The sequence below is a fragment of the Streptosporangium sp. NPDC020145 genome, assembly GCF_040631275.1.
Taxonomy (GTDB): domain Bacteria; phylum Actinomycetota; class Actinomycetes; order Streptosporangiales; family Streptosporangiaceae; genus Streptosporangium.
The window spans coordinates 131,700-154,657 of the sequence record NZ_JBEXZT010000018.1; the positions used below are offsets into that span (position 1 = coordinate 131,700).

The 22,958-nt window shown below is 71.0% G+C and carries 17 protein-coding genes; 15 read left to right on the forward strand and 2 right to left on the reverse strand.

Annotated elements, in window-relative coordinates:
* Nucleotides 1–62 precede the first annotated feature (62 nt).
* The 15 genes from ABZ463_RS27975 (at nucleotide 63) to ABZ463_RS28045 (ending at nucleotide 20,790) form a co-directional block, all read left to right on the forward strand.
* A complete protein-coding gene (locus ABZ463_RS27975) occupies nucleotides 63–2,222 on the forward strand; it encodes a glycogen debranching N-terminal domain-containing protein (RefSeq protein ID WP_362780551.1) in 2,160 nt (719 codons plus the stop codon).
* A 54-nt stretch (nucleotides 2,223–2,276) separates the two neighbouring features.
* The gene (locus ABZ463_RS27980) at nucleotides 2,277–3,383 is read left to right on the forward strand and encodes a glycosyltransferase family 4 protein (RefSeq protein ID WP_362780555.1); all 1,107 of its coding nucleotides are present in this window, start codon (nucleotides 2,277–2,279) and stop codon (nucleotides 3,381–3,383) included.
* 52 nt (nucleotides 3,384–3,435) lie between these two features.
* Nucleotides 3,436–3,789, forward strand: a complete 354-nt coding sequence (locus tag ABZ463_RS27985; RefSeq protein WP_352015191.1) for a hypothetical protein — start codon at nucleotides 3,436–3,438, stop codon at nucleotides 3,787–3,789.
* On the forward strand, nucleotides 3,786–5,033 hold the full coding sequence (locus ABZ463_RS27990; protein ID WP_362780557.1) for a DUF6395 domain-containing protein: 1,248 nt from the start codon (nucleotides 3,786–3,788) through the stop codon (nucleotides 5,031–5,033). Before ABZ463_RS27985 ends, ABZ463_RS27990 begins: the two co-directional genes overlap by 4 nt.
* Nucleotides 5,030–6,619 carry an FAD-dependent oxidoreductase gene (locus ABZ463_RS27995; protein WP_362780560.1) on the forward strand — a complete coding sequence of 530 codons (1,590 nt, stop codon included), beginning with the start codon at nucleotides 5,030–5,032 and terminating at the stop codon, nucleotides 6,617–6,619. The genes ABZ463_RS27990 and ABZ463_RS27995 overlap by 4 nt, the downstream gene beginning before the upstream one ends.
* 49 nt (nucleotides 6,620–6,668) lie before the next feature.
* Entirely contained in the window at nucleotides 6,669–7,187 is a 519-nt protein-coding gene (locus ABZ463_RS28000) for a YbaK/EbsC family protein (protein ID WP_352015194.1), read from the forward strand.
* Nucleotides 7,188–7,318: 131 nt separating this feature from the next.
* Entirely contained in the window at nucleotides 7,319–9,511 is a 2,193-nt protein-coding gene (locus ABZ463_RS28005) for a protein kinase (RefSeq protein WP_352015195.1), read from the forward strand.
* Nucleotides 9,508–11,547, forward strand: coding sequence for a serine/threonine-protein kinase (locus tag ABZ463_RS28010; protein ID WP_362780564.1), 2,040 nt, complete (start codon nucleotides 9,508–9,510; stop codon nucleotides 11,545–11,547). The genes ABZ463_RS28005 and ABZ463_RS28010 overlap by 4 nt, the downstream gene beginning before the upstream one ends.
* Before the next feature lie 249 nt (nucleotides 11,548–11,796).
* Nucleotides 11,797–12,219 carry a hypothetical protein gene (locus ABZ463_RS28015; RefSeq protein ID WP_362780566.1) on the forward strand — a complete coding sequence of 141 codons (423 nt, stop codon included), beginning with the start codon at nucleotides 11,797–11,799 and terminating at the stop codon, nucleotides 12,217–12,219.
* 207 nt (nucleotides 12,220–12,426) lie between these two features.
* The gene (locus ABZ463_RS28020) at nucleotides 12,427–13,941 is read left to right on the forward strand and encodes a PQQ-binding-like beta-propeller repeat protein (protein ID WP_352015198.1); all 1,515 of its coding nucleotides are present in this window, start codon (nucleotides 12,427–12,429) and stop codon (nucleotides 13,939–13,941) included.
* Entirely contained in the window at nucleotides 13,938–14,828 is an 891-nt protein-coding gene (locus ABZ463_RS28025) for a hypothetical protein (protein ID WP_362780568.1), read from the forward strand. Before ABZ463_RS28020 ends, ABZ463_RS28025 begins: the two co-directional genes overlap by 4 nt.
* Nucleotides 14,813–17,287 (forward strand): PQQ-binding-like beta-propeller repeat protein, encoded by a 2,475-nt coding sequence (locus tag ABZ463_RS28030; protein WP_362780570.1) that lies wholly within the window; start codon nucleotides 14,813–14,815, stop codon nucleotides 17,285–17,287. The genes ABZ463_RS28025 and ABZ463_RS28030 overlap by 16 nt, the downstream gene beginning before the upstream one ends.
* Before the next feature lie 157 nt (nucleotides 17,288–17,444).
* Nucleotides 17,445–18,740 carry a serine/threonine-protein kinase gene (locus ABZ463_RS28035; protein WP_362780572.1) on the forward strand — a complete coding sequence of 432 codons (1,296 nt, stop codon included), beginning with the start codon at nucleotides 17,445–17,447 and terminating at the stop codon, nucleotides 18,738–18,740.
* A gap of 298 nt (nucleotides 18,741–19,038) precedes the next feature.
* Entirely contained in the window at nucleotides 19,039–19,818 is a 780-nt protein-coding gene (locus ABZ463_RS28040; RefSeq protein WP_362780575.1) for an electron transfer flavoprotein subunit beta/FixA family protein, read from the forward strand.
* Between the two features lie 18 nt (nucleotides 19,819–19,836).
* A complete protein-coding gene (locus ABZ463_RS28045) occupies nucleotides 19,837–20,790 on the forward strand; it encodes an electron transfer flavoprotein subunit alpha/FixB family protein (RefSeq protein WP_362780577.1) in 954 nt (317 codons plus the stop codon).
* 161 nt (nucleotides 20,791–20,951) lie between these two features.
* On the opposite strand, the gene ABZ463_RS28050 is transcribed toward ABZ463_RS28045, so the two are convergent.
* Nucleotides 20,952–21,407, reverse strand: a complete 456-nt coding sequence (locus ABZ463_RS28050) for a calmodulin-binding protein (RefSeq protein ID WP_352015204.1) — start codon at nucleotides 21,405–21,407, stop codon at nucleotides 20,952–20,954.
* Nucleotides 21,408–21,603: 196 nt separating this feature from the next.
* Nucleotides 21,604–22,794: an MFS transporter gene (locus ABZ463_RS28055; protein ID WP_362780580.1), complete on the reverse strand. Its 1,191-nt coding sequence runs from the start codon at nucleotides 22,792–22,794 to the stop codon at nucleotides 21,604–21,606.
* Between the last annotated feature and the right edge of the window lie 164 nt (nucleotides 22,795–22,958).

The following is a 22,958-nucleotide window of genomic DNA, read 5'->3' on the forward strand; positions in this document are numbered from 1 at the left end:
CGACACGCCTGTGAACAGGCAAGACACGCCATGGAAGCGTTCTTTCCCCCGGGGAGGAGGGAATGGGGCAGGAAACGAGGACGTGGACCCCGGAGAGTGCATTGAACGCCTGGACGTTCGAAGGACAGCCCGGAGCACTGGGCGACACCACGGTGACCCTGGTCGAGGGGGGCTCCTTCTGCGTGTGCTCGCGGAGCGGGGACATCATCCAGGGAGGGCCGCAGGGGGTCTACCACGCCGACACCCGACTGCTGTCCCGCTGGGAGCTGCGGGTGGACGAGTCGCCCGTCGAGCCGCTCAGGGTGCTGGCGGGCGAGCCGTACCACGCGACGTTCGTGGGCAGGGCGGCGCCGCGTCCCGGACGGGTCGAGAGCAGTCTGCTGGTGATCAGGGACCGCTACGTCGGCGGTGGCCTGCGGGAGGACCTGATCCTGCGCAACCTGTCCGACGAACCCGCCGGGTGTGTGCTCGACGTGCACGTCTCCTCCGACGTGGCCGACCTGTTCGAGGTGAAGGCGGGCCGGATCAGGCACGTGACGGACGTGGAGATGACGGCGGACAGGTCGGGGCTGCTGATCTTCTCGGCCACCAGGTCGCGCGGGACGCGGGTGGTCACCGACCCTCCGCCGTTCGCCGTGCCCGGCGTGCTCATCTTCAGGGTCGTCGTGCCCGCGCGCGGCGAGTGGAAGGCGACGTTCCAGGTCAACCCGATCCTGGAGGGGGAGGAGTCACCGGCCTGGTTCTCCACCCACCACCCGCTCGAACACGCCGAGCCCGCCAGGCGCCGCGCCGACTGGGAGCGGCTCAGCCCCTCCTTCACCACGAGCAACCGCGCCCTGGCCCACGTGATCCACCGTTCGCGGGAGGACCTGGGGGCGCTGCGGCTCTTCGAACCGGACCGGCCGGAGGAGCCGCCGACGATCGCGGCGGGCGCGCCCTGGTTCATGACGCTGTTCGGCCGCGACTCGCTGCTGACCTCGTGGATGGCGTTGCCGCTCGACCAGTCGCTCGCGCTGGGCACCCTGCGCCGCCTGGCCAGGCTCCAGGGCAAGGTGGACGACCCGCTCACCGAGGAGGAACCGGGCAAGATCCTGCACGAGCTGCGGTTCGGCGTGCAGACCGGCGCCTCGCCGCACGGCGGTCACGCCTACTACGGCTCGGTCGACTCCACCCCGCTCTTCGTGATGCTCCTGGGTGAACTGCGCAGGTGGGGGGTGCACCAGCAGGCCGTCGAGGAACTCATGCCGTACGCGGACGACGCCCTCGACTGGATCGTCAGGTGCGCCGACCCGTTCCTCTCCTACCAGCGCAAGACCGACCACGGCCTGGTCAACCAGGGCTGGAAGGACTCCTTCGACGGCGTCAACTTCGCCGACGGCACCCTGGCCCGCGCCCCCATCGCCCTGGCCGAGGTGCAGGGCTACGTCTACGCCGCCTACATCGCCCGCGCCCACTTCGCCCACGAGGTGGGTGACATCGAACTGGAGAAGGAGTGGAACGCCCGCGCGACCCGGATCAGGGACGCCTTCAACGAGCGTTTCTGGCTGGCCGACCGGGGCTACTACGCCATCGGGCTCGACCACGCGGGACGGCCCATCGACAGCCTCGCCTCCAACATGGGGCACTGCCTGTGGACGGGCATCATCGACGAGGACCGGGCCGCCTCCGTGGCCGAGCACCTGCTCTCCCCGGAGATGTTCACCGGGTACGGCGTGCGCACCCTGGCCTCCAACATGGGCGCCTACAACCCGATGAGCTACCACAACGGCTCCGTGTGGCCGCACGACAACGCCCTGATCGCGGCCGGTCTGATGCGCTACGGCTTCGCCGAGGAGGCCAAGCGGATCACCTTCGGCCTTCTCGACGCGGCCGAGGTCTTCGGCTGGCGGCTGCCCGAGCTGTTCTGCGGCTTCGGCCGCTCCGAATTCTCCTGGCCGGTGCCGTACCCCACCTCCTGCTCGCCGCAGGCGTGGGCGGCGGCGGCCCCCATCCACCTGGTGCGCACCCTGATGCGCCTGGACCCGTGGATCCCCCGGGGCCGGGTGTGGGTCGACCCGGTCGGGCTGGGCAAGCTGCGGATCACCGGGCTCCCCCTGGACGACTCCCGTGTCACCGTCGACGTCGACGGCTCGGAGGTGTCCGTCACCGGCCTCTCCGAAGGCGTCACCCTGATCAACGAGCCGCGCCGCCCGACGGCGGCCGCCCTGCGCTACGCCCCCTGAGGTTCCACTCAAGTCGGATTCCGGCGGGCCGGACGGCCGTAGGTGAGGTTGAGAATGATCGCCACAACCGCTGTTTCCCGACGACGCGACGCGATGCGCGTCGTCATGGTCGCGCCCCCCTGGTACGACGTCCCGCCCCTGGGCTACGGGGGCATCGAGGCGATGCTCGCCGAGCTGGTCTCCGGGCTGTCCCGCAGGGGGCACGATGTCACCCTGATCGGGGCGGGCAGGGCGCGGACGGGGGCCAGGTTCCTGCCCACCTACGACCCGGCGCCCTCCGAGCGGATCGGCGAGCCGATGCCCGAGGTGCTGCACGCGGCCAAGGCGTACGCGCTGGCCCTGGACATCGACGCCGACATCGTCCACGACCACTCGCTGGCCGGGCCGCTGAGCGCGGCGGCCAGGGCGGTGCCGACGCTGGTCACCTGCCACGGGGAGATCGAGGGCGAGCTGGGCGAGTACTACCGGGTGCTCGGCCCGGCCGTGTCGATGGTCGCGATCTCCCAGGCGCAACGGCGGCTGGCCCCCGACCTCAATTGGGCCGGGGTGGTCCACAACGCCGTCGAGACGGCCTCCTTCCCCTTCCGGGAGCGCAAGGAGGACTGGGTGCTGTGGCTGGGCAGGCTCAACGCGGACAAGGGGGCGCACATCGCCATCGACGTGGCCAGGGAGGCGGGCCGCAGGATCGTGCTGGCGGGCAAGCTCACCGAGCCCGCGGAACACGACTACTTCGAGCGGGAGATCAAGCCGAGACTCGGCCCCGACGCCGAGTACGTCGGGCAGGCCGACGCCGACCGCAAGCGGGAACTGCTGGCCGCGGCCCGTTGCCTGCTCTTCCCCATCCTGTGGGAGGAGCCGTTCGGCATGGTCATGATCGAGTCCATGGCCTGCGGCACCCCCGTCGTCGCCCTGAAACGGGGGGCGGTTCCCGAGGTGGTCGCCGACGGCGTCACCGGATTCGTCAGGGAGGAGGCCGAGGAACTCGCCGAGGCCGTCGAGGCGGCCGGCGGGCTGGACCCGCACGCCTGCCGGGCCCACGTCGCGGGCAACTTCGACGTCGAGGTCATGACCGCCGGGTACGAGCGGATCTACCGGCAGGTCATCGCCGCCCCGGGGGAACCCGCCGGAGGAACCAGGGATCTGGCGCTGCCCGTCACCTGAAGCGTCGAAGAGCGTCCTGGTAGATCGTGTTTTGCCGGTATCGTGCCGGGTTATGGTGCGCTTAAGGAAGCGCGCGCTGCTGCCCGCATGGCTGCGGCGCGCGGTGCTCGGCTGGTTCGACGCGCGGTACATCTCCAGGGCCGACCACCGGCAGGACATCAAGGACGCGCTCTGGGAGGTCCAGACGCTGGGCCGGGAGGTCACCGCGCTGCGGGCCGAGGTCGACAGGCTCAGGGCACAGGTGGCCAAGGCCACCCCGGAACAGGCGCAGGTGCGGCGCTGGGACGACGCGCACCGGCTGGCGCAGGAGACCGCGGCCGCCATGGAGCACGTCCTGCAGAACGAGGTCCTGCTCTGGCAGGCCGCCGACCAGGCGCTGGGCCGCCGTGGGGCGGGTGCTCCATGAGGGTGACCTGGACCACCGAGGACGACGTCATGCGCCTGGCCTTCCGGCTGGACGCCGAGGACGAGATCACCGGCCTCTGCGCCGACGGCCAGCCGTTGAGGATGGCCACGAACTCCTGCCGGGTCGAGCTGCCGCGCACTCCCGGCGAGGTCCACCCCGACCTGCGGGCGCTGGCGGCCTGGACGATCGTCGCGCCGTGGACGCGCCGTACGGTCACCTTCGACGAGCCGATCTCACCGGTTCTGGCCGAGGCCCTCGCCGACGGCTGGGGGGTCGAGGCGGGGCCGGTCGGCGGGACGCCGCGCTCGGGGAGCAGGCTCGCGGTCTCCTACAGCGGAGGCGCGGACTCGGTCGCCGTGGCCGCGATGCTGCCCGAGGCGCCGTTCGTGCACTTCCAGCGGGTCTCCCACCCGCGCGTGCCCAACCGCTGGACCCACTACCGCTCCGACGTCCTGGCCCGCCTCGCCGAGAAGACGGGCAGGGAGCTGACCGTGGTCCGCTCCGACCTGGAGTTCACCCTCGCCGAGCCCCGCCCCGGTTATCCCGAGCACCACGCGGTGGCCGCCGGGGCGCTGCTGCTGGCCGACGAACTCGACCTGGGCGGTCTCGCCTTCGGTTACGAGCTGGGGTCGCGCTGGCTCGGGGGGGACCGCTACCTGCTCAGATACACCCCCGACAACCCGATGTGGGCGCCGCACGGCGCCTGGGGCAGGGCGTTCGCCGCCGCCGGGGTGCACATCGTGCTCCCGGTCGGCGGGGTGAGCGAGGCGGTCACCATGCGCCTGGCCCTGAACTCCTCCCTGCGCGAGCAGGTCCGCTGGTGCCTTCGGGGCGTCGAGGGACCCTGCGGGACCTGCGGGAAGTGCCTCTACAAGGAGCTCATCCAGGCCGCCGTGGAACGCCGCCCGCTGCGCACCGCGGTCGGCCCCAAGCGCCCCGTCGCCCGCAAGTGGCAGGAGCCCCCGCCGTACGGCGGGCAGGAGATGATCGAGTACGGCTGCGCCAGGGTCCCCGGCGTCGAGGGCACCGTCTTCGGCAGGGCCGCCGGGTTCCTCGGCGCGACCGAGGCCTCGACCGCCTGGCTCGACCGCTGCTACCCCCCGGCCGTCGAGGAGATCCCCGAGCCGTGGCGCAAACAGGTCCACGACTTCATGACGGCCGAGGTGGGCTTCATGAGTGAGGACGAGGCACGCCGCGTCGAGAGCTGGGGGACGACCCGGGGGACGGCCCAGGGAACACGATGAGCGATCGGGAGGCCCAGGGGAGCCGGGGGACGCTGACCCGCAGGGCGCTGCTGGTCGGCGTCGGGGCCGCGGGCGGGGCGGGCGCCATGTTCGCGGCCATGGGCGCGCTGGGCCTGGCCCCCGGCTCCCACGAGACCCGGCCCGAGGACTACGTCCCGCCCCGGGCCTCCGACTTCTCCCTCAGCGGCAGGGGCGCGGCGAAGGTGGTCGTCCTCGGCGCCGGGGTCGCCGGGCTGACCTGCGCCTACGAGCTGGGCAAGGCGGGCTACGACTGCACCCTCCTCGACGCCGCGGACCGGGTCGGCGGGCGGAACCTCACGTTGCGCCGGGGCGACCGGCTGACCGAGAACGGCGGGCAGGCCCAGACGGCGGACTTCCAGGAGGGGACCTACTTCAACGCCGGGCCGGGCCGTATCGCGCCGTGGATGGTCACCATGGACTACTGCCGCGAGCTGGGCGTGCCCATCGAGACGTTCGTCAACAACAACGCCTCCGCCTACGTCTACACCCACGGCATGAAGGCCCCCGTCAGGGCCAGGACCGCCCGCGCCGACATGTACGGCTACGTCGCCGAACTGCTGGCGAAGGCCAGCCACGCGGGCGCGCTCAACCGCAGGCTGACCAGGGACGACAGGGAACGGCTCGGCGAGTTCCTGCGCCGCTTCGGCGACCTGGGCCCCGACCTGTCCTACCGGGGCTCGACCCGCAGGGGCTTCACCGTCTACCCCGGGGTCGACGACGGGGTCCCGCTCGGCGCCCCGGGCTCACTGGCCGAGGTCTTCGCCGCGGGCATGGGCAGGGCGATCACCATGGACTTCGGCTACGACCAGGCCGTGCCCATGTTCCAGCCGGTCGGCGGCATGGACGCGATCGTGACCGCGCTCACCCGCGCGGTCGGCCGGGACCGGATCATGACGGGCGCCCGTGTCACGGGCCTGAAGAACCTGCCCGACGGCGTCGAGGTGACCCACACCGGAGGCACGATCCGCGCCGACTACTGCGTCGCGACACTGCCGCCGCACCTGATGGCCCGCCTCCCGCACAATCTGGGCGCCCAGGTCACCGCCGCGCTGCGCACCCCGGTCCCGGTCGCCGCCGGGAAGATCGGCCTTGAGTACGGCAGGCGCTGGTGGGAGATCGACGAACGCATCTACGGCGGCGTCACCGAGACGGACCTGGACATCACTCACATCTGGTACCCCTCGCACGGTTACCACTCCGCGTCCGGCCTGATCGTCGGCTACTACAACACCGAGGAGAACGCCGAGCTGTACGGCAGGCTCCCCCACGCCGGGCGCCGGGCCCGCGCGCTCACCCAGGGCAAGAAGATCCACGGCGAGAGGTACCGCGAGGACCTGCGCTCCAGCGTCTCCATCGCCTGGCACAGGCAACCGCACATCGAGGGCGGCTGGGTCCGCTGGCCCTCCTACGAGGGGGCCTTCGCCCTGCTGCGGCGCCCCGCCGGGCGGGTCTACTTCGCCGGAGACTGGCTCACCCACCTGGTGGCCTGGCAGGCGGGGGCGATGGAGTCGGCCAGGCGTGCGGTGACCGAACTGCACACCCGGGTCGTACGGGCCCCGGCCTGATTCGCCGTACAGTCTCAGGAACGACGCGGTGAGTGGTTGGGAGAAGGCTGTGAGGATCGGAACACTTGACTGGGTGCCCGCCGGGGAGCGGCCCGACCTGCTCGCCGAGCCGGTCGCGCGGGCCGTGACCGGGCAGGACGTCGAGGTCGCGGAGATCGACCCGGACCTCGCCGACACGGCGGCCTTCTGCGAGCGTTACGGCGTCGGCATGGGTGAGTCGGCCAACTGCGTGATCGTGGCCGCCAAGCGCGCGGGCGAGGTTCGCTACGCCGCGTGCATGGTGCTCGCCACCACCAGGGCCGATGTCAACGGCGTGGTCAGGCGGCACCTGGACGCCAGGAAGATCTCCTTCGCCCCGCAGGACGACGCCGTCGGCCTGACCGGGATGGAGTACGGCGGCATCACCCCGCTCGGCCTGCCCGAGGACTGGCCGGTGCTGGTGGACGAGGCGGTCGCGGCCCATCCGGGGGTGGTGATCGGCAGCGGTGTGCGCAGGTCGAAGCTGGCGGTCTCCGGCGCCCTGCTGGCCGGTCTGAAGACCGCCCAGGTGATCGGCCTGGCGAACTGACGCCGAAAAGAGATTGAGTGTTACCCCGGTTTGGGAAACCGTGGAGATCTGGCACACGTTATCCCATCAGAGAATATGGCCTGATGGTTCATCTCATGGGCGGGGTTTAAGCCGGTATGGTTTTTCATGCCATGAATCAGGACGACCGACTGGGCCCGTACCGACTGCTCCGGCGGCTCGGTGAAGGCGGCATGGGCGTTGTCCACCTCGCGGCCGACCCCCACGGGCGGCAGGTCGCGGTGAAGGTCCTGCGCTCGGAGGTCGCGGGCGACGACGTGGCCCGCCGCAGGCTCTCCCGCGAGGTCGAGACCATGCGGCGGGTGCGCAGCGAGCACATCGCCGAGGTCCTCGACGCCGACGTGACAGGACACCGCCCCTACATCGTGACCCGCTACGTGCCGGGTCAGCCGCTGGACGACCACGTCAAGCAGGAAGGTCCGATGGACCTGCCCGCGCTGCTCAAGGTCGCCTACGGGGTTGCCTCCGCGCTGGCGTCCGTGCACTCCGTCGGGGTGATCCACCGCGACCTCAAGCCCGGCAACGTGCTCATCCTGAACGGCAGGCCGGTCCTCATCGACTTCGGCATCGCGCAGGCCGTGGACGCGACCCGGCTGACCCAGACCGGCATGTTCATCGGCACGCCCGGCTACCTCGCGCCCGAGATCATCGAGGGGCACGAGGCGGGACCCGAGGTGGACGTGCACGCCTGGGCGGGCACGATGGTCTTCGCGGCCACCGGCCAGCCGCCCTTCGGCAAGGGCACGCTGGAGATGATCTTCTACAACATCACCGCGGGCCGGGCGAACGTGGACGCGGTCCCCGAGGCGCTGCGGCCCGTGCTGCGCGCCGCCCTCCAGCGCGATCCCGCCAGGCGTCCCAGGGCGGCGGAGCTCGCCGCCCAGATCGAACGGCTGATGTCGGCCTCCGGACGTCCCAGCCCGCCGGACGAGGTGCCCACGGTCACCGGCTTCGAGGGCCGCACGACGGACCTCGGGCAGCCGACCGGGCCGTACGTGCCGACGGGACTCGGCGCCACTCCCGGCGGCGCTCCGGGCGTGGCCCCCGGCCAGGCGACGGGGCAGGCGACGGGGCCCTACGTGCCCACCGGCCCGGGTTTCCGGTCCGGTCCCGTCGCGGACCCCGGGCAGCCGACCGGTCCCTACGTGCCCACGGGCCTGGGTTCCCGCCCCGGTGACGTCGCGGCGCCCGGCCGTACGGGGGAGCGAACCGACCCCGGTGACGTGCCGACCCCGGTCGCCTCGCGTCCCGGCACGTCCATGCCGTGGCCGCCCGCCCCGGTCTCGACGCCGCCCGACTACGTCTCGCTGCTCGGCGAGCAGCAGCAGGGGCCCGACCCGTGGCCGACCCGCAGGGTGACGCCGGAGGAGCTGCGTCAGGCGGCCGCCCAGCCGGTCTCGCAGCCGATGCCGCAGCAGGCCTTCCAGGAGCAGCCGGGGACGAGAGGCCTGCCGGCGAGGCCCGGTGGCGACGGCGACATCCCGACCCAGCGGGTCCGGCCCCACGAGCTCGAACAACTGCGCAACCAGGCGCAGCGGCAGTACCCCCAGGGGCAGGCGGCCTTCGAGCGGGCTCCCCAGCCGGGCGGGCACCCCGCGCATCCGGGCGCCGCGGGCCCGCAGCCCTACCAGGCGACACGGGTGCAGTCCTACCCGCCCGCCGAGGAACGCCAGGAGTGGCGTCCCACCGCCTCCTCCGCTCCGCGGGGCTCCGCGGTTTACGGCGTCGCGAGCGCGCTGCTGATGGTCGCCGTGACGGCCGTCGCCGTCCTGGCGCCCGTCCTGACCGCCGTCGTCGCCATCCCGCTGGTGATCCTGCTGCGCGCCGCCGACATCGCCCAGCCCGAGTTCAACGGCCGCAGGCAGGCCTCCGAGGGGGCCGCCGACGTCCTGCGGGTGCTCGGCAGGCCCGCCGCCCTGGCGAAGTCCGCGGGCATCACCCTCGCGCTCGTGCCGTACGGCCTCATCCTCGGCCTGCCGGTGACGTTGCTGCTGTCGGTGCTGGTCAGGAGCCTGCCGCAGACCGCCGCGCTCAGCTGGGGTGCGGCTGTGGCGCTGTGGACGATCTGCGCAGGTCCTGGAGTCGAGGGCCCCAGGAGGCAGATGCGACGTACGCTGGCATCACTGCTGCCTTCGCGCGGCGCGGCCACGGCCGTGGCCGCGGTGCTGGGAGCGGTCGCCGCACTGGCGCTCCTGTTCGCGATCGGCACCTTCAGGGGAGGGACGTCGCGGGTGCAATGGGCGCCGGTCGACGTCGGAACGGTGGTGGGGGAACTGCGCAATCTACGGGACAGGGCGACACGATGACGACGGGAGAGACGCAGGCACCGGAGCGGCTCGGGCCGTACCGGCTGCTCAGGCAGATCGGCGAGGGCGGCATGGGGGTCGTCCACCTGGGGCTCGACGAGGACGGCCGCGAGGTGGCGGTCAAGGTCCTGCACCCGCACGTCGCGGCCGACCTCAAGGCCCGCGACCGGCTCACCCGCGAGGTCGAGACCATGCGGCGGGTGCGCAGCGCGCAGGTGGCCGAGGTGCTCGACGCCGAGCTGACCGGCGCGCAGCCGTACATCGTGACCCGCTTCGCGCCGGGCCGCACGCTTGAGGAGATCGTCCTCGCGGAGGGGCCGCTGGCCCCGCACGAGGTCATCAAGCTCGCCCGCGGCCTGTGCGCGGCGCTGGTGGCGATCCACGCGGCCGACGTCGTGCACCGTGACCTCAAGCCGTCGAACGTGATGATGGTCGACGGAGAGCCGCTGGTCATCGACTTCGGCATCGCGCACCTGGTCAACGCGACCCGGCTGACCCAGACCGGCATGTTCGTCGGCACGCCCGGCTATCTCGCCCCGGAGATCATCAGGGACTCCGAGATCACCCAGGCCGCCGACGTGCACGCGCTGGCCTCGACGGTCTTCTTCGGCGCGACCGGCAAGCCGCCGTTCGGCACCGGGAGCTTCGAGGTCGTCTGCTTCAACATCATGGAGGGCCGGGCCAACGTCGACCAGGCCCCGGTCTGGCTGCGCGGCTGGCTCAGGCAGGCCCTGGCGGTCGACCCCAAGGCCAGGCCGAGCGCGCACGCGCTGCTGCGGATGGCACGCGACCTCGACCCGACGGTCACCGCCTTCCACGAGGCCGCGCCGCCGCAGGCCAACGACGGCGGCACCAGGGTGTTCAGCGCGGACGGCACCCGGGTGCTGGACGGTCAGCCGCCGGTCGTGCCGCCCCCCACCGCGCCGTCTTCCACGTCTTCCGCTTCGTCCTCCACGTCGCCTTCCGCGTCGCGGCCTCAGGTCCCGCCTCCGGCGAACGGCACCAGGGCGCTGCCGCAGGACGGGACCTACTCCGACCTGCTGCCCCCGGTCGAGTACGCCAAGCCGGAGCGGCGCGAGCGCAGGCCGCGTGAGGAGCCGCCCGAGCACCAGGCCGGGCGTTCCACGGCCGGGTCGCCGCCGCCGTACGTCCCGGCCACACCGCCGCCGCCCTACGTGCCGGCTCCGCTCTCCGTGCAGCGCAGGGTCGCGCCGCCGCCCCCCTACCCCGACCAGCGGGTCGCCGGATACCCGGCGCCGCAGCCGGTGGGGCAGGGCGCGCCGTTCGCCCCGCCCCAGCACGAGCCCAGGCCGTACGTCCCGCCGCCCGCGCCGCAGCCCCTGCCCGGGGAGCAGCGTCCCCGCTACCGCACCGGGCATCCGCTGGCCGCGGCGCTGCTGCTGGCGATCCTGGTCGGCCTGGCCTGCGTGCTGCCCGTGGTGGTGAGCGCCTTCGCCCTGGTCGCCGTGCTCTGCCTGCGGGTCGGGGAGTACCTCTTCGGAGACCTGGCCCAGCGTCGCTCCGTGCGCGGCAACAGCGCCGCCGACCCGCTGCTCGCGCTGGTCGGCACCCCGTGGGCGTTGATCAAGGCGTTCCTCGCGACGCTGGTCACGGCTCCGCTGGCCGCGATGTTCGGCATGTGCGTCTGGGGCGCGCTGACGTTCATCGGGCACATGAAGACCGACCCGGCGGCGGCCTACGCGGCCGGGGCGTTCGTGGCGGGGCTGTTCGTGCTGCCCGGCGGAGGCAAGCCGCGCAGAGCGGTCTCCCGCGCGCTGACCGGGGTGATCCGCAGCCCGGGGGCGGCGATGGTGACCACGATCATCCTGGGCACGCTCGCGTTCTTCGTGGTGATGGGCGCGCTGACGCTGATCCCGTCCTTCGTCCCGTGGGACCAGCCGTCGAGCGTCGTCAAGCAGGTGACGCGGGCCTGGCAGGTCAAGGTGGAGAACGGGCAGATGGGGGCGATCGACCTCGTCCGAGGCCTGTTCAACGACCTGATGGACAGCCTCGGCCTCGGGTTCGTCTCCTTCTAGACGGAGGGTCCAAGCGCCGGGATCCTGAACGACGAAGGGCGTGGGTGTCTTCCGGACCCCACGCCCTTCGGCTTTGCCCCGGTCGTTGCCGGGGCACCGTTTCACCCTCCTGCCCGGCGCCGGTCCGTCAGGTTTCCGCGGCGTGTGCGATTTCACAGCCGGAAGAAGAACAAAAGGCGGGCCGATAATCGTCGGCGGTGTAACCATGACGGCGGCGGGGGAGATGAGATAGAAGGACTGGGAGGGCGCGTGAACGTTGCCGATCTGGCAAATCAGGTGACACCTTATGTGGTGGCGGCGATAGGCGCCTACGGAGGCGCGGTGCTGGCCAAGACGCAGGATCTGGCCGCCGACGAGTCGGTGAATCTCGGGCGCAGGCTGCTGCGGCGTTTCGTCAAGCGTGAGGAAAGCCGCGATCGCATCGAGTCCGCCGTTCAGGATCTCGCGGACGAGCCGGAGGACGAGGACGCCCTGGCCGCACTCCGTGGTCAGTTGAAGAGGGCTCTCGCCGCCGATCCCGAACTGGCCGGGGACGTGGCGAGGTTGCTGCGGGCCGCCTCCGCCTCCACTCCGGTGGTGAACAACGGTGGTCAGGTCGTCGCTGGAAGCTCGATCTCCGGGGACAACGTTCAGATCGGATCGGCACGGGACGTCAACCTCCATCGACGCTGATTCGCCGGGAGGTCAAGTGGACATGGCTTCCTGAAGATGTACTTCGTAATCGGGAAGTGGCGCGTTCGTGAATCATGGGTGTGGCTTGCCCTGCTGTTCCTGCCCTACCTGGTGATTCCTTCTTCGCTTCCTCCGGTGCCTTTCCGCGTTCCTGTGGAAAATGGAGGCGCGGCCGTTCCCGGCGGTATTCGCTCGCTGCTGTGGAAGGTGAAGATCCCGGAGGACCTGTCCAACACCGTCTTCGTCGGTGACGTGCTGGTCGTGACACACGGAGATCAGATCGAAGGCAGAGAAGCCGACACAGGGCGTCTCCTGTGGTCCTTCGGCGTGTCGGACTCCAACGGCTACAGCCCGCCGGAGGAGCGCATCGGGGTGACCGGTGACTACGTCGTCGCGGCGATTCCGCGCGACGGGAAGGACAAGACGGACGAAGAGGCCCCCAGGGGTGACGGCCTTCTGACGTTCAACGGACGCACTGGAGCGCTCCTCTGGACGCTCGGGTCCGGATTCCACGGCTCCGACACGCCCCTGCCCCCTCTGGTGACCTATCTCGGTGTCGGTGAGGGGAACGTACTGATCCACCTTCCCGCCATCGGTGTGGTGAGAGCTCTCGACGTGGCGGACGGGCGCCGCAGATGGGACTCCCCCCTCCCCTCCGGGTGCCTCGGGCAGACAGGCGGGGCGGACCGGTGGGTCGTCGCGATGCTGATCTCCTGCGGGCGGGAGACCCGTCTGCGTGTGCTGAGCGCCTCCACCGGCAGGTGGCTCTGGGAGCAGGAGGTCTTTCCCCTGGGCAATCCCCTGGTCGTGGTCGCCGACGGGGTGGTGGGCCTGGAGAGCGACAACGCGTTGAACGTCTACGACGCCGACGGCCGGCAACTCTACGAGCACGTCGCCGAACACGCCTGTCCGTGCTCTCTCGTCGCCACGGCCACCGGTGTGCTGGTCGTGGGGCAGGACGACTACAGAAACTCCTTGTTGACGGCGATCGTGGACCGGCGATCGGGCCGCGTCATCGAGAGCGAGGACGAGAGTGTCTCCTTCATGGCGGTTCAGGCGCTCGACGGGCGGATCTACGCGACGAGGCGGCTCGGTGAGCTTCAGAGCTCCATCGTCGTGACGGTGGATCCGGTGACGGGAGAGCAGACGCCCGTCGTCGCCTTTCCCGCTCCCGTCAGCCTGCTTGGCATGAGCCGGTACACGTTGCTGTTCGCCTCCGTGTCCACCTCGTCGCTGGCCGCTTACACGACGGTTCCGCCGTCGGCAGACCCCGGCGCCACGGCGCGCGGAGGCGTCGGTCGTGAGAGGTGGCGTGACGCGTGTGCCCTGATCCCGGCCTCCACGCTGAGGGCCGAGTTCCCGGAGGCTCACTACACTCCTGTCGCCCGGCCGGGGCCGCCGGAACTCGCCCTGGACACGCCCGTCGGCTGCGACCTGGTTCCCGGCGACGCGAGGCATCCCGTCATCACGATCGACATCAGATGGGCGGGAACGGACAAGGACGAGACAGAGGACGTTCTTCAGGATCTGATGGCGAGGTTCGACGAGAAAAAACCCATCTCTCTCGGGCATGGCGCGCAGATGTACACCAACAGTGCGGTGCGCGATGTCGCGATCCTACGGGCGGGTGACACGGTGGTCCGCATGGACGGCGCGGGCGGCCACGAGGTCACCGTGAGACTCGCCCGCCAGGTGGTTCGTGGCCTTCGGGCGACGAGATGACCCGTCATCCGCCTGAGACCGAGCCGGTCGAGCAGCCCGCCGCCGCCCCGAGCCTGCACCATGCGACGGTCGGCGGGAACAACGTCCAGATCACGTCCGCCAGGGACGTGACGGTTGTCTCCGAGTCTGCGGGAAGACCCGTCCGGCGGCGTTCACCGGTGTGGCTGTTCGTCGTAGGCGTCGTCCTGGCGGTCGGCGCGGTAGCGTTCGGCGAACGCTCCACTCTGGCCGACGTGGCTCAGGACGCTCTCGGCGCGCCGGTCCTGACCGCCGTCACCACATCGATAGTCAACGTCGGAGACTCCTTCGCGATGCCGGACGAGTTCTCGACCGCCGAGCACGCCCTTCTGCTGCGCGCTCCGAGTTACCGGCAGCTGACGGAGACGCTGTTCCGTCACCATGCGGCTCGGCTGGGGACGATGAACGTGGTCACCGTTCTCCGGGGCCGGCGCCACGGCGCCGTCAGGATCATCGACGTCCGGCCGTACATCGTCAGGTCCGGGCCCCCTCCCACGGGCACCTGTCTCACCATCCCCGCCCAGGGAGGTGGTGAGGAGTACAAGGTCAAGGCGGACCTCGACCACCTGAACCCCAGAGGCGGTCAGTCGAGGTTCCTGCCCAAGAGCATCGATCTGGCATATGGGGAGCGTGTGACGGTCGAGTTCACGGTGCATGCCAAGAACCGCTGGTACGAATGGGGTATCGAGGTGGTTTACGCCTACAAGGACAGTGGGGAGACCGAGAGCGCGTTCTTCCAACAGGCCAACGGACAGCCGTTCAGAGTCACAGGAGAGGCGCCGAGGTACTCGGTCGTCTACAACGATCCCAGCAGTTTCGGTGTGGGTTACCGGATCACCGGTAGGAATCAGCCGTGCGGAAGGCGATGAGAACACGGCTGCTGGCGGTCCTTCTGGTGCTGGTCCTGCCCCTGCCCCTGGCGGACGCACCGGCGGCCGCCCAGCCACGAGCGCGTCTCGTCCCTCTCTGGCACAGGGACGTCTCGATCCCGCAGGGGGAGTACGGGTACGCCCTCACGTCACGTGACTTTCTCGTGTACACCGCACGCGGTGTGCTCGCACTCGGCCTGGACGACGGACGGCCAAGGTGGAGACACCACCTCTCCACGGCGACGGCCGTGGGCTGGAGCATCGCCTCCGGCGTTTTCGTCGTCGACTACTACCAGCCGTTCGCCCAGGTGAACAGGCGGCACCAGCTGATCGCGGTGTCGAGCGTCACCGGAAAGGAACTGTGGCGCAGACGGGGGCTGTCCCTCCCGCCCCGGGGACGGAGGTCGGCGGCCCTGCAGGACCGCTCGCCGGTCTTCCTCACCAGGAAGTCGGAGAAAGGAGGGCTGATCGCCGTTTCGCCGGGCACGGCGCGTGATCTGTGGAGCTTCCGCCCTCCCGCCGGGTGCGACGTCTCCCAATCGGCGGTTCGTGCCGCCGACGTGGTGCTCCTCCTCACCTGTGGCCGGTCGCCGCGCATGCTTCTCCTGGACGTGGCCACCGGTGCGACGCGCCGGTCGGTCCGGCTTCCCGCAGGGGCGGTCTCGGACTTCCAGGTCGCCGATCACGTGATCGCGCTCTTCGGTGACGGTGCGATGACCTTGTACGACGACGAGGGGCGGGCGGTGCTCCGGCGCGGGGAGTGCTGGCCGCGATGCGCGATGACGTACGAACAGGGCCTCGTGCTGACGACCTACCACAGTGGTGAGGAGGATGTCATGGAGGCGGCCTCCTGGCCCGGAGGCGCCCCTGTGTGGCAGGTGAGACCGGCGCCGGCGTACACCGGCCTGGTCGAGGGAGGCGTCGGAATCCGGGCGACGGAGGAGGAAGGCCTTCCGGTCGTCGACCTGATCGAGCCCGGGACCGGCGAGGTGACCTCCTACGGCCTTCCGACGCCCGGCAGGCCGCTGGCGTCGGCCGGTGAGCGTCTCTACGCAGGAAGCGTCATGAGCGCGGTGGGGCAGACGCCGAGCGTACGCATCGCGGCCCTGCGACGTGGCCAGGGCGGAGGGACGCCGCTGCTCGCGGGTGTGGACCCGGGCCGCTGGCCGGACGCCTGCGCGCTTTCCCCGGGGAGGACGTTCTCCGCCGGGACGCCCCGGACCACCCTGTCCGGTTACACCATGCCCAGCCCTGTCGCCTGCCGCTACACCGATCGGAACGGCGGCCACCTCGTCGTACGTGTCCTGTGGGTCGCCGACGATCCGGGCGAGGCCGTCGGCACGATCGAGACGCTGCGGGACGTCTACGCGTACAGACCGGTCACCGGCATCGGAGACCAGGCCGTCGCGGACGCGACCCTGCCGAGCACCGTTGTCCTCAGGGCCGGTTCGGTGGTGGTCTCCGTCGTGTCGGGTGACATCTCCGTGCGGCGCCGGCTGACGGAACTCTCCGGATCCGTCGCCGACCGGCTGCGCGAAACCGATGTCGTCAGTGTGGCGCGGGCCGTCCCCGCTCCCGCGCCACCACAGCGGTTCAGGCTGCTCCGCCTGCCGGGAACGCGAACGGTGGTGGCCGAGGACGCCACGACCTCCCCCTGGCTGGGCGCCTATCTGTCCGGTGAAGACCTCTACGTCCGAGTGAAGGGAGTCTTCGCCCGGTTTGACGGGACGGTGAGGGCCCTTTCGCCGACCGGTGCCTGGGGGGCCGGGACCACGGAGAGCTACCCGGCGCAGGGCCGGGACCCTGTGACGATCGTGGACACCGTGACGGGGAAGGTCCGCGAGGTGCCGACGGTCAAGGCGCCCATGGGTGTGGTCCGCCCCGTCTGGTCGCCGGACGGACGTCTGCTGTTGACCGCCCGCACCCAGGAGGCGATCACCGGTTTTGTGATCGTCGACGTGGCCACGATGAGTTCCCGGTTCGTCCGCGTCGCCCATGGCGGCCGTTACTCAGGAGGATTCCGCTGGGGGGCGGACTTCAAGACGGTGGCCGTTCAGACCGGGCTCGAACGCGACGAGGAGGACGCCCACCGTGACGTCACGTTCTTCGACCTCCACGGTGCGGTGCGACACCGCTTCAAGAAGGTCGGGAAACTGATGGGAGAGCAGAACTGGATGTCCCCCTCCGGGAGGGTCTTCGCCACCCGTTGCGCCGGGCAGGCCGGTCAGCTCTGCCTCTGGCGAACGGCGGACGGCGCGCAGGCGGCCCGGGTTCCGGTGGATTCAGGCCGTTTCATCGCCTGGTACGGCGAGGACCGCTTCCTCGGCCGGCACACCCTGTCCTCGGGGGAACGGGTGGTCGGGGTCACCGACCTTCTCGGCCGGTTGCGCGCTCAGCTCGCCACGACCCCCAAGGGCGAGGAACTGGAACCGGTCGTCGTTTCCCAGGCCGGAGCCTGATCTCCGGACGGTCTCCGTCCGGAAGATGTGAGTTCCGGTAACCGTGATGGAGAAGCCGGGTGTAGGCCCGTGTCCTTTATGGAGGGTTTCTCGGAACCTCTTCGTGCGGGAGCGGCCCGGCTGAGGCACGATGAGGGGACAGGCCGGAAGGAGCCGCATGGGAGCGACCGAGGGTGACCGCCTTGGCCCGTACCACCTGCTGTCCACGCTCGGCGCCGGAGGTTTCGGCGAGGTCCACCTGGCGCTCGACCCCGACGGGCGGACGGTCGCGGTAAAGATCCTGCATCCGCACGTCGCGGCCGACGCCACGGCCCTGGCCCGCCTCTCCCGCGAGGTCGAGACCATGCGGCGGGTCCAGGGGCCGCACGTCGCCGAGGTTCTGGACGCCTCCATGGAGGGCGCCCGCCCCTACCTGGTCACCCGCTACGTGCAGGGCCGCCCGCTCAGCGCGCTGATCTCCGCCGAGGGCGCGGTCCCCGGCGACGATCTCGTACGGCTGGCGCACGGCCTGGCGCGGGCGCTGGCGGCCGTACACGCCGCGGGGGTCGTTCACCGCGACCTCAAGCCGGCCAACGTCATCATGGCCGACGGCGAGCCGGTCGTGATCGACTTCGGTATCGCCTCGGCCCTCGACGCCGCCTCCGTCACGGCGTCGGGGACGGTCATCGGCACTCCCGGATACCTGGCGCCCGAGGTCATCGAGGGCGCGGCGGCGGGCCCGGCGGCCGACCTGTTCTCCTTCGGCGCCACACTCGCCCACGCCGCGACGGGGAGGCACCCGTACGGCACCGGCCCGGCCTCGGCGGTCGGCTACCGCGTCGTCCACCACGATCCCGACCTTGAGGGGGTTCCCGGCTGGCTTGAGCCGGTGCTGCGCGAGTGCATGCGGCGTGACCCGGCCGCCAGGCCCACGGCGGCGGAGGTGCTCGGACGCCTCGGGGCCGAGGCCCCGGAGGTCGGCGAGCCGCTCGCACGGCCCCGGCAGGCCTTCGCGGTGCCGGGAGTCTCCACAGGTTCCACGGACTCCTCAGGCGGCGGGGCGGTGGAGACCGGGGTGCACGCGCTGACCACCCGGCAGTGGCGTCCGGGGCGGCGCCCGCCGCAGGGCAGGCTCTCGGCTGAGGAGGCCCTGCGGCGCCGCAGGGTCGTGGTGCACCGTCGCTGGGTCGTCGGCACGGGGCTGTTGACCGCGCTGGCGGCGGCGACGGCGCGCGGTCCGCTGCCGGAGCTGTCGCTGCTGTTGCTGACGGCCTACGGCCTGACGGTGCTCGTGGACGGGGGAGTCGCCCTCCTTGCCCGTAAGGACCGGGGCCGGGCGATCGTCGATCTGGCGGGCGGCGCGGGAGCCGTCATACTCTGGGCCGTTCTGGGCACCTTCTTCAGCACCCTTTCACTCGCGCTCGCGTTGGGTACGGTCCTGTTCGTTCTGGTGGCCATCCTCGTGTCGAGCTGAGCTATGGGACCCGGCCACGATTTCCGGAACATAGTTCGGTATGGTGGGGGTGTGTGACTGGTCGGCCAGCCCTGGCCATCGGCGTCAGCCGTACGACCCGGGTAGGCTACCGATCGGTAACATGGTGCCGGAGGGCAGGGACGGGACATCCCGGCCGTGCCGTCCGCTGCCGTTCCGCCCACGGGGACCCGGCAGTCTTGGCATCGCGTGCACGTACCCCGCGTGCGCGTAGGGAGCATTCGGCGCTAACCGCAGCGACGCGGTGGCGCACGCGAACACGGGAGGTCGGCCACCGGCCATGAACATCGTCGTCTGCGTGAAGCAAGTCCCCGACACGGCGACCGAGCGCAAGCTGCGGTCCGATGACAAGACGATCGACCGCGACGCCGCCGACGGCGTCATCAACGAGCTGTGCGAGTACGCGGTCGAGGAGGCGCTGCGCCTGAAGGAGGCGCACGGGGGTGAGGTGACCGTCCTCACCATGGGCCCCGACAAGGCGAGCGACACCATCCGCAAGGCCCTGGCCATGGGCGCGGACAAGGCGGTCCACCTGGTCGACGACGCGCTGCACGGCTCCGACGCGCTGGGCACCTCCTACGCCCTGGCGCAGACGCTCAGGAAGATCGGGTTCGACCTGGTCGTGCTCGGCTCCGAGTCGACCGACGCCCGTACCGGAGTGCTCGCCGCCATGCTGGCCGAGCGTCTCGGCGTCCCGCAGCTCACCTTCGCCAACAAGGTCGAGGTGGGCAAGGGCACGATCACCGTCCAGCGCGTCACCGACTACGGCTACGACAGGGTCGAGGCCTCGCTGCCCGCCGTCGTCTCCGTCGTCGAGAAGATCAACGAGCCGCGTTACCCCTCTTTCAAGGGCATCATGGCCGCCAAGAAGAAGCCGGTGGAGAAGCTCGGAGTCGCCGACGCCGAGATCGACGCCGCCCAGGTCGGCCTGGCGGGCTCCTGGAGCGAGGTGACCGACTTCGCCGCGGCTCCGCCGCGCGCGGCGGGCACGATCGTCAAGGACGAGGGCGACGGCGGTGTGAAGGCCGCCGACTTCCTCGCGTCGAAGAAGTTCGTCTGAGAACGGGGGTTGCCTGATATGTCTGAGATTCTCGTTCTGGTCGAGCACGTCGAAGGTCAGGTCAAGAAGGTCACGCTGGAACTGCTGACGCTCGCCCGAGGGCTGGGCTCGCCGTCGGCGGTCTGGGCCGGGCCCGGATACTCCGCGGAGGCCCAGGCGAGGCTGGCCGAGCACGGCGCCGAGAAGATCTACGTCGCCGACTCCGCCGAGGTCGCTGACTACGTCGTGGCCCCCAAGGCCGAGCTGCTCGCCCAGCTCGTCTCGGAGAAGGCTCCGGCCGCGGTGCTCGTCGCCGCGACGGCCGAGGCCAAGGAGATCGCGGGCAGGCTGGCCATCAAGATCGACTCCGGTGTGCTGACCGACGCGGTCGGTGTGGGGGACGGCCTCGTGGCCGACCAGTCGATCTTCGGTGGCGGGGTCAACGTCCACTCGCGCGTCACGAAGGGCACCCCGATCATCGCGGTCCGCCCCAACGCCACCCCGGTCGAGGCCGCGGCGGGCGCGGGCGCCGAGGAGCGCGTCTCCGTCACGATCTCCGAGGCCGCCAAGGCCGCCAGGATCGTGGAGCGGGTCAAGGAGGAGAAGGGGGCCCGTCCCGAGCTGACCGAGGCCGCGATCGTGGTCTCCGGTGGCCGTGGCGTGGGCTCGGCGGAGAACTTCTCGGTCATCGAGGGGCTCGCCGACTCCCTCGGCGCCGCCGTCGGCGCCTCCCGCGCCGCGACCGACGCGGGCTGGTACCCGCACCAGTTCCAGGTGGGTCAGACCGGCAAGACCGTCTCCCCGCAGCTCTACATCGCCGCGGGCATCTCCGGCGCCATCCAGCACCGGGCCGGGATGCAGACGGCCAAGACGATCGTCGCCATCAACAAGGACCCCGAGGCGCCGATCTTCGAGCTCGCGGACTACGGCGTCGTGGGTGACCTGCACCAGGTCGTCCCGCAGCTGACCGACGAGATCACCAAGCGCAAGTAGTTCACAGGACCACGGGAAACGGCGTCGCGCCCGGGTGCGGCGCCGTTTCCCGTGTGACCGTCCGGCGGCGGGCCCGCCGCCGGACGGCGCTGTCCTCACTCAGGGAGTCCCCAGGCGTCCCCCGACGGTCTGGACCTCCCGTTCACCACGGGTCGTGTGCCCTACGGCACGGTCACCTCACGCACCAGGTGCGAGCTCCACGGGCACCAGGTGTTGCCGGGAAGGAACGCGCCGCCCACCTCGGACAGGTGCTCCTCGACGTAGCCGATCGAGGCGTCGCACACCTCGGTCGCGACGTCGAAGAAGTCGACCGTGGCGGGGTCGTAGTGGTAGCTCCAGGACGGATTGTAGCTTTCGGTGCCGGTGACGATCTTGCCGATGACGCTGCGCCTGTCGGTGGACAGGCCGCTCAGCAGATCCCTGGCGTGCCGGATCTTGGAGGTGTCGGTGAGCTTGAAGACGAACGTGTCGCTGCCGGCGTCGGCGAACTCGAAGTAGGCCACGGGTCCCAGGGAGGCCTTGGAGGCCGGGCCGGTCTGCTGCGCCTGGGCGGTACCGGCCAGGGCGAGCGTCGAGGCCAAGGCGAGTGCGGTGACCACCGGAAGGACGGGTCGCATGAGCATCTCCTGTTCTGACGGATCGTGAATACGACGTACTTGACAGGCAGTGCACTACCAGTCAGAACTGTAGATCAACGATCAACGACACGTACAGAGGATTTTCTGCCTTGATCTCTTATTTGGATGTTGTTCGCATTTAAGACATATATGTCCGGTCTTCCGCGGAATGCGGAAGACCGGAAAGGCGACCTGGTCAGGCGGCCATGGACAGCTCCCGCTCCCGCGTCTCCTCCACGGCGGCCGGTACGGCGGGGCGGGGCAGGAACCGGGCGGCCAGCGCGATCAGCAGCCCCAGGACGACGGCCAGGAAGAGCGCGGTCCTGAGGGTGGTCACGTGCGAGACGAATCCGATGATCACCGGGCCGAGCAGCAGTCCCGCGTAGCCCATCGCACCGGTCTGGGCGATGGCCGGACCGGGGTTGGCCGTCGCGCCGCCCGCCAGGGACAGGGCCATCGGGGAGACCGTGGCGACCGCGACGCCGACCAGGAGCATGGAGCCCACGGCGACCGGGGCGGTCGGCGCGCTCAGCACCGCGCCGAAGGTGGCCGCGGTCGCGAGACCCGCGGTGACGATCATGCCTCGGGCGCCGAAACGGGCCCTGACCCGGTCGCCGGTGAGCCTGCCGAGCAACATGCCCGCCTCGAAGACCGGGTAGCCCAGCGCGGCCACGGCCTCGGCCGCGCCCAGGGTGTCGCGCAGGTACAGACCGTTCCAGTCGGCGATCGTGCCCTCGACCATGAACGCGCAGAAGGCGATCACACCGAGCAGGTAGACCACCGGAGGCATCCGGCGGCGGCCGGCCGCGGCGGCCTTCTCCGACAGGACGGGGTCGGGCAGGTAGGAACGGCTGATGACGACCAGTACGGGAAGGGAGACGAGCGCCACCAGGATCAGGTGGGCGGTGAACGACAGGCCCGCCGCGATGGCCGCCGTGCCGAGGAGGCCCGCGGAGATCGCGCCCACGCACCAGCCCGCGTGCATGCCGTTCATCAGCGGCCTGCCGTAGGCGCGCTCGACCGTCGAGCCCTGCGCGTTCATGGCGACGTCGACCGCGCCGAACGCCATGCCGAACAGCGCCGCGGCGACGAGCAGCAGGGGATAGGTCGGCGCCAGGGCCAGCAGGGCCAGGGTGACCGCGCACAGGGGAGCGCCGACCCGCAGGACGCTCCGGCTGCCAAGCCGTGCCATCACCCCGCGCATCGACTGCATGGCGACCAGCGCGCCCAGCCCCCACACGAGGAGCGTGACGCCGATCGACGCCTCGGACAGGCCGAGTTTGTCGGACAGCGCCGGGATACGCACGGTCATCGACCCACAGAGCAGGCCGGCCAGCACGAATGTGAGAACTGCCCCGGTTCGGGCTGTCCTCAGGTCGCGGGTCATCACTGAATCCCTTCACAAAAGGTTGTTTCAACGGTGAACGAACGGGGACACACGAGTCGGGGGGGGGGGGCCGCCGGGACGGCCCCCCCCGGTGGGTGGGGGGGGGGGGGGGCCGGGGGGGGGGGGGGGGGTAGGGTGAGAGGGGGGGGGGGGGAGATTTGGGA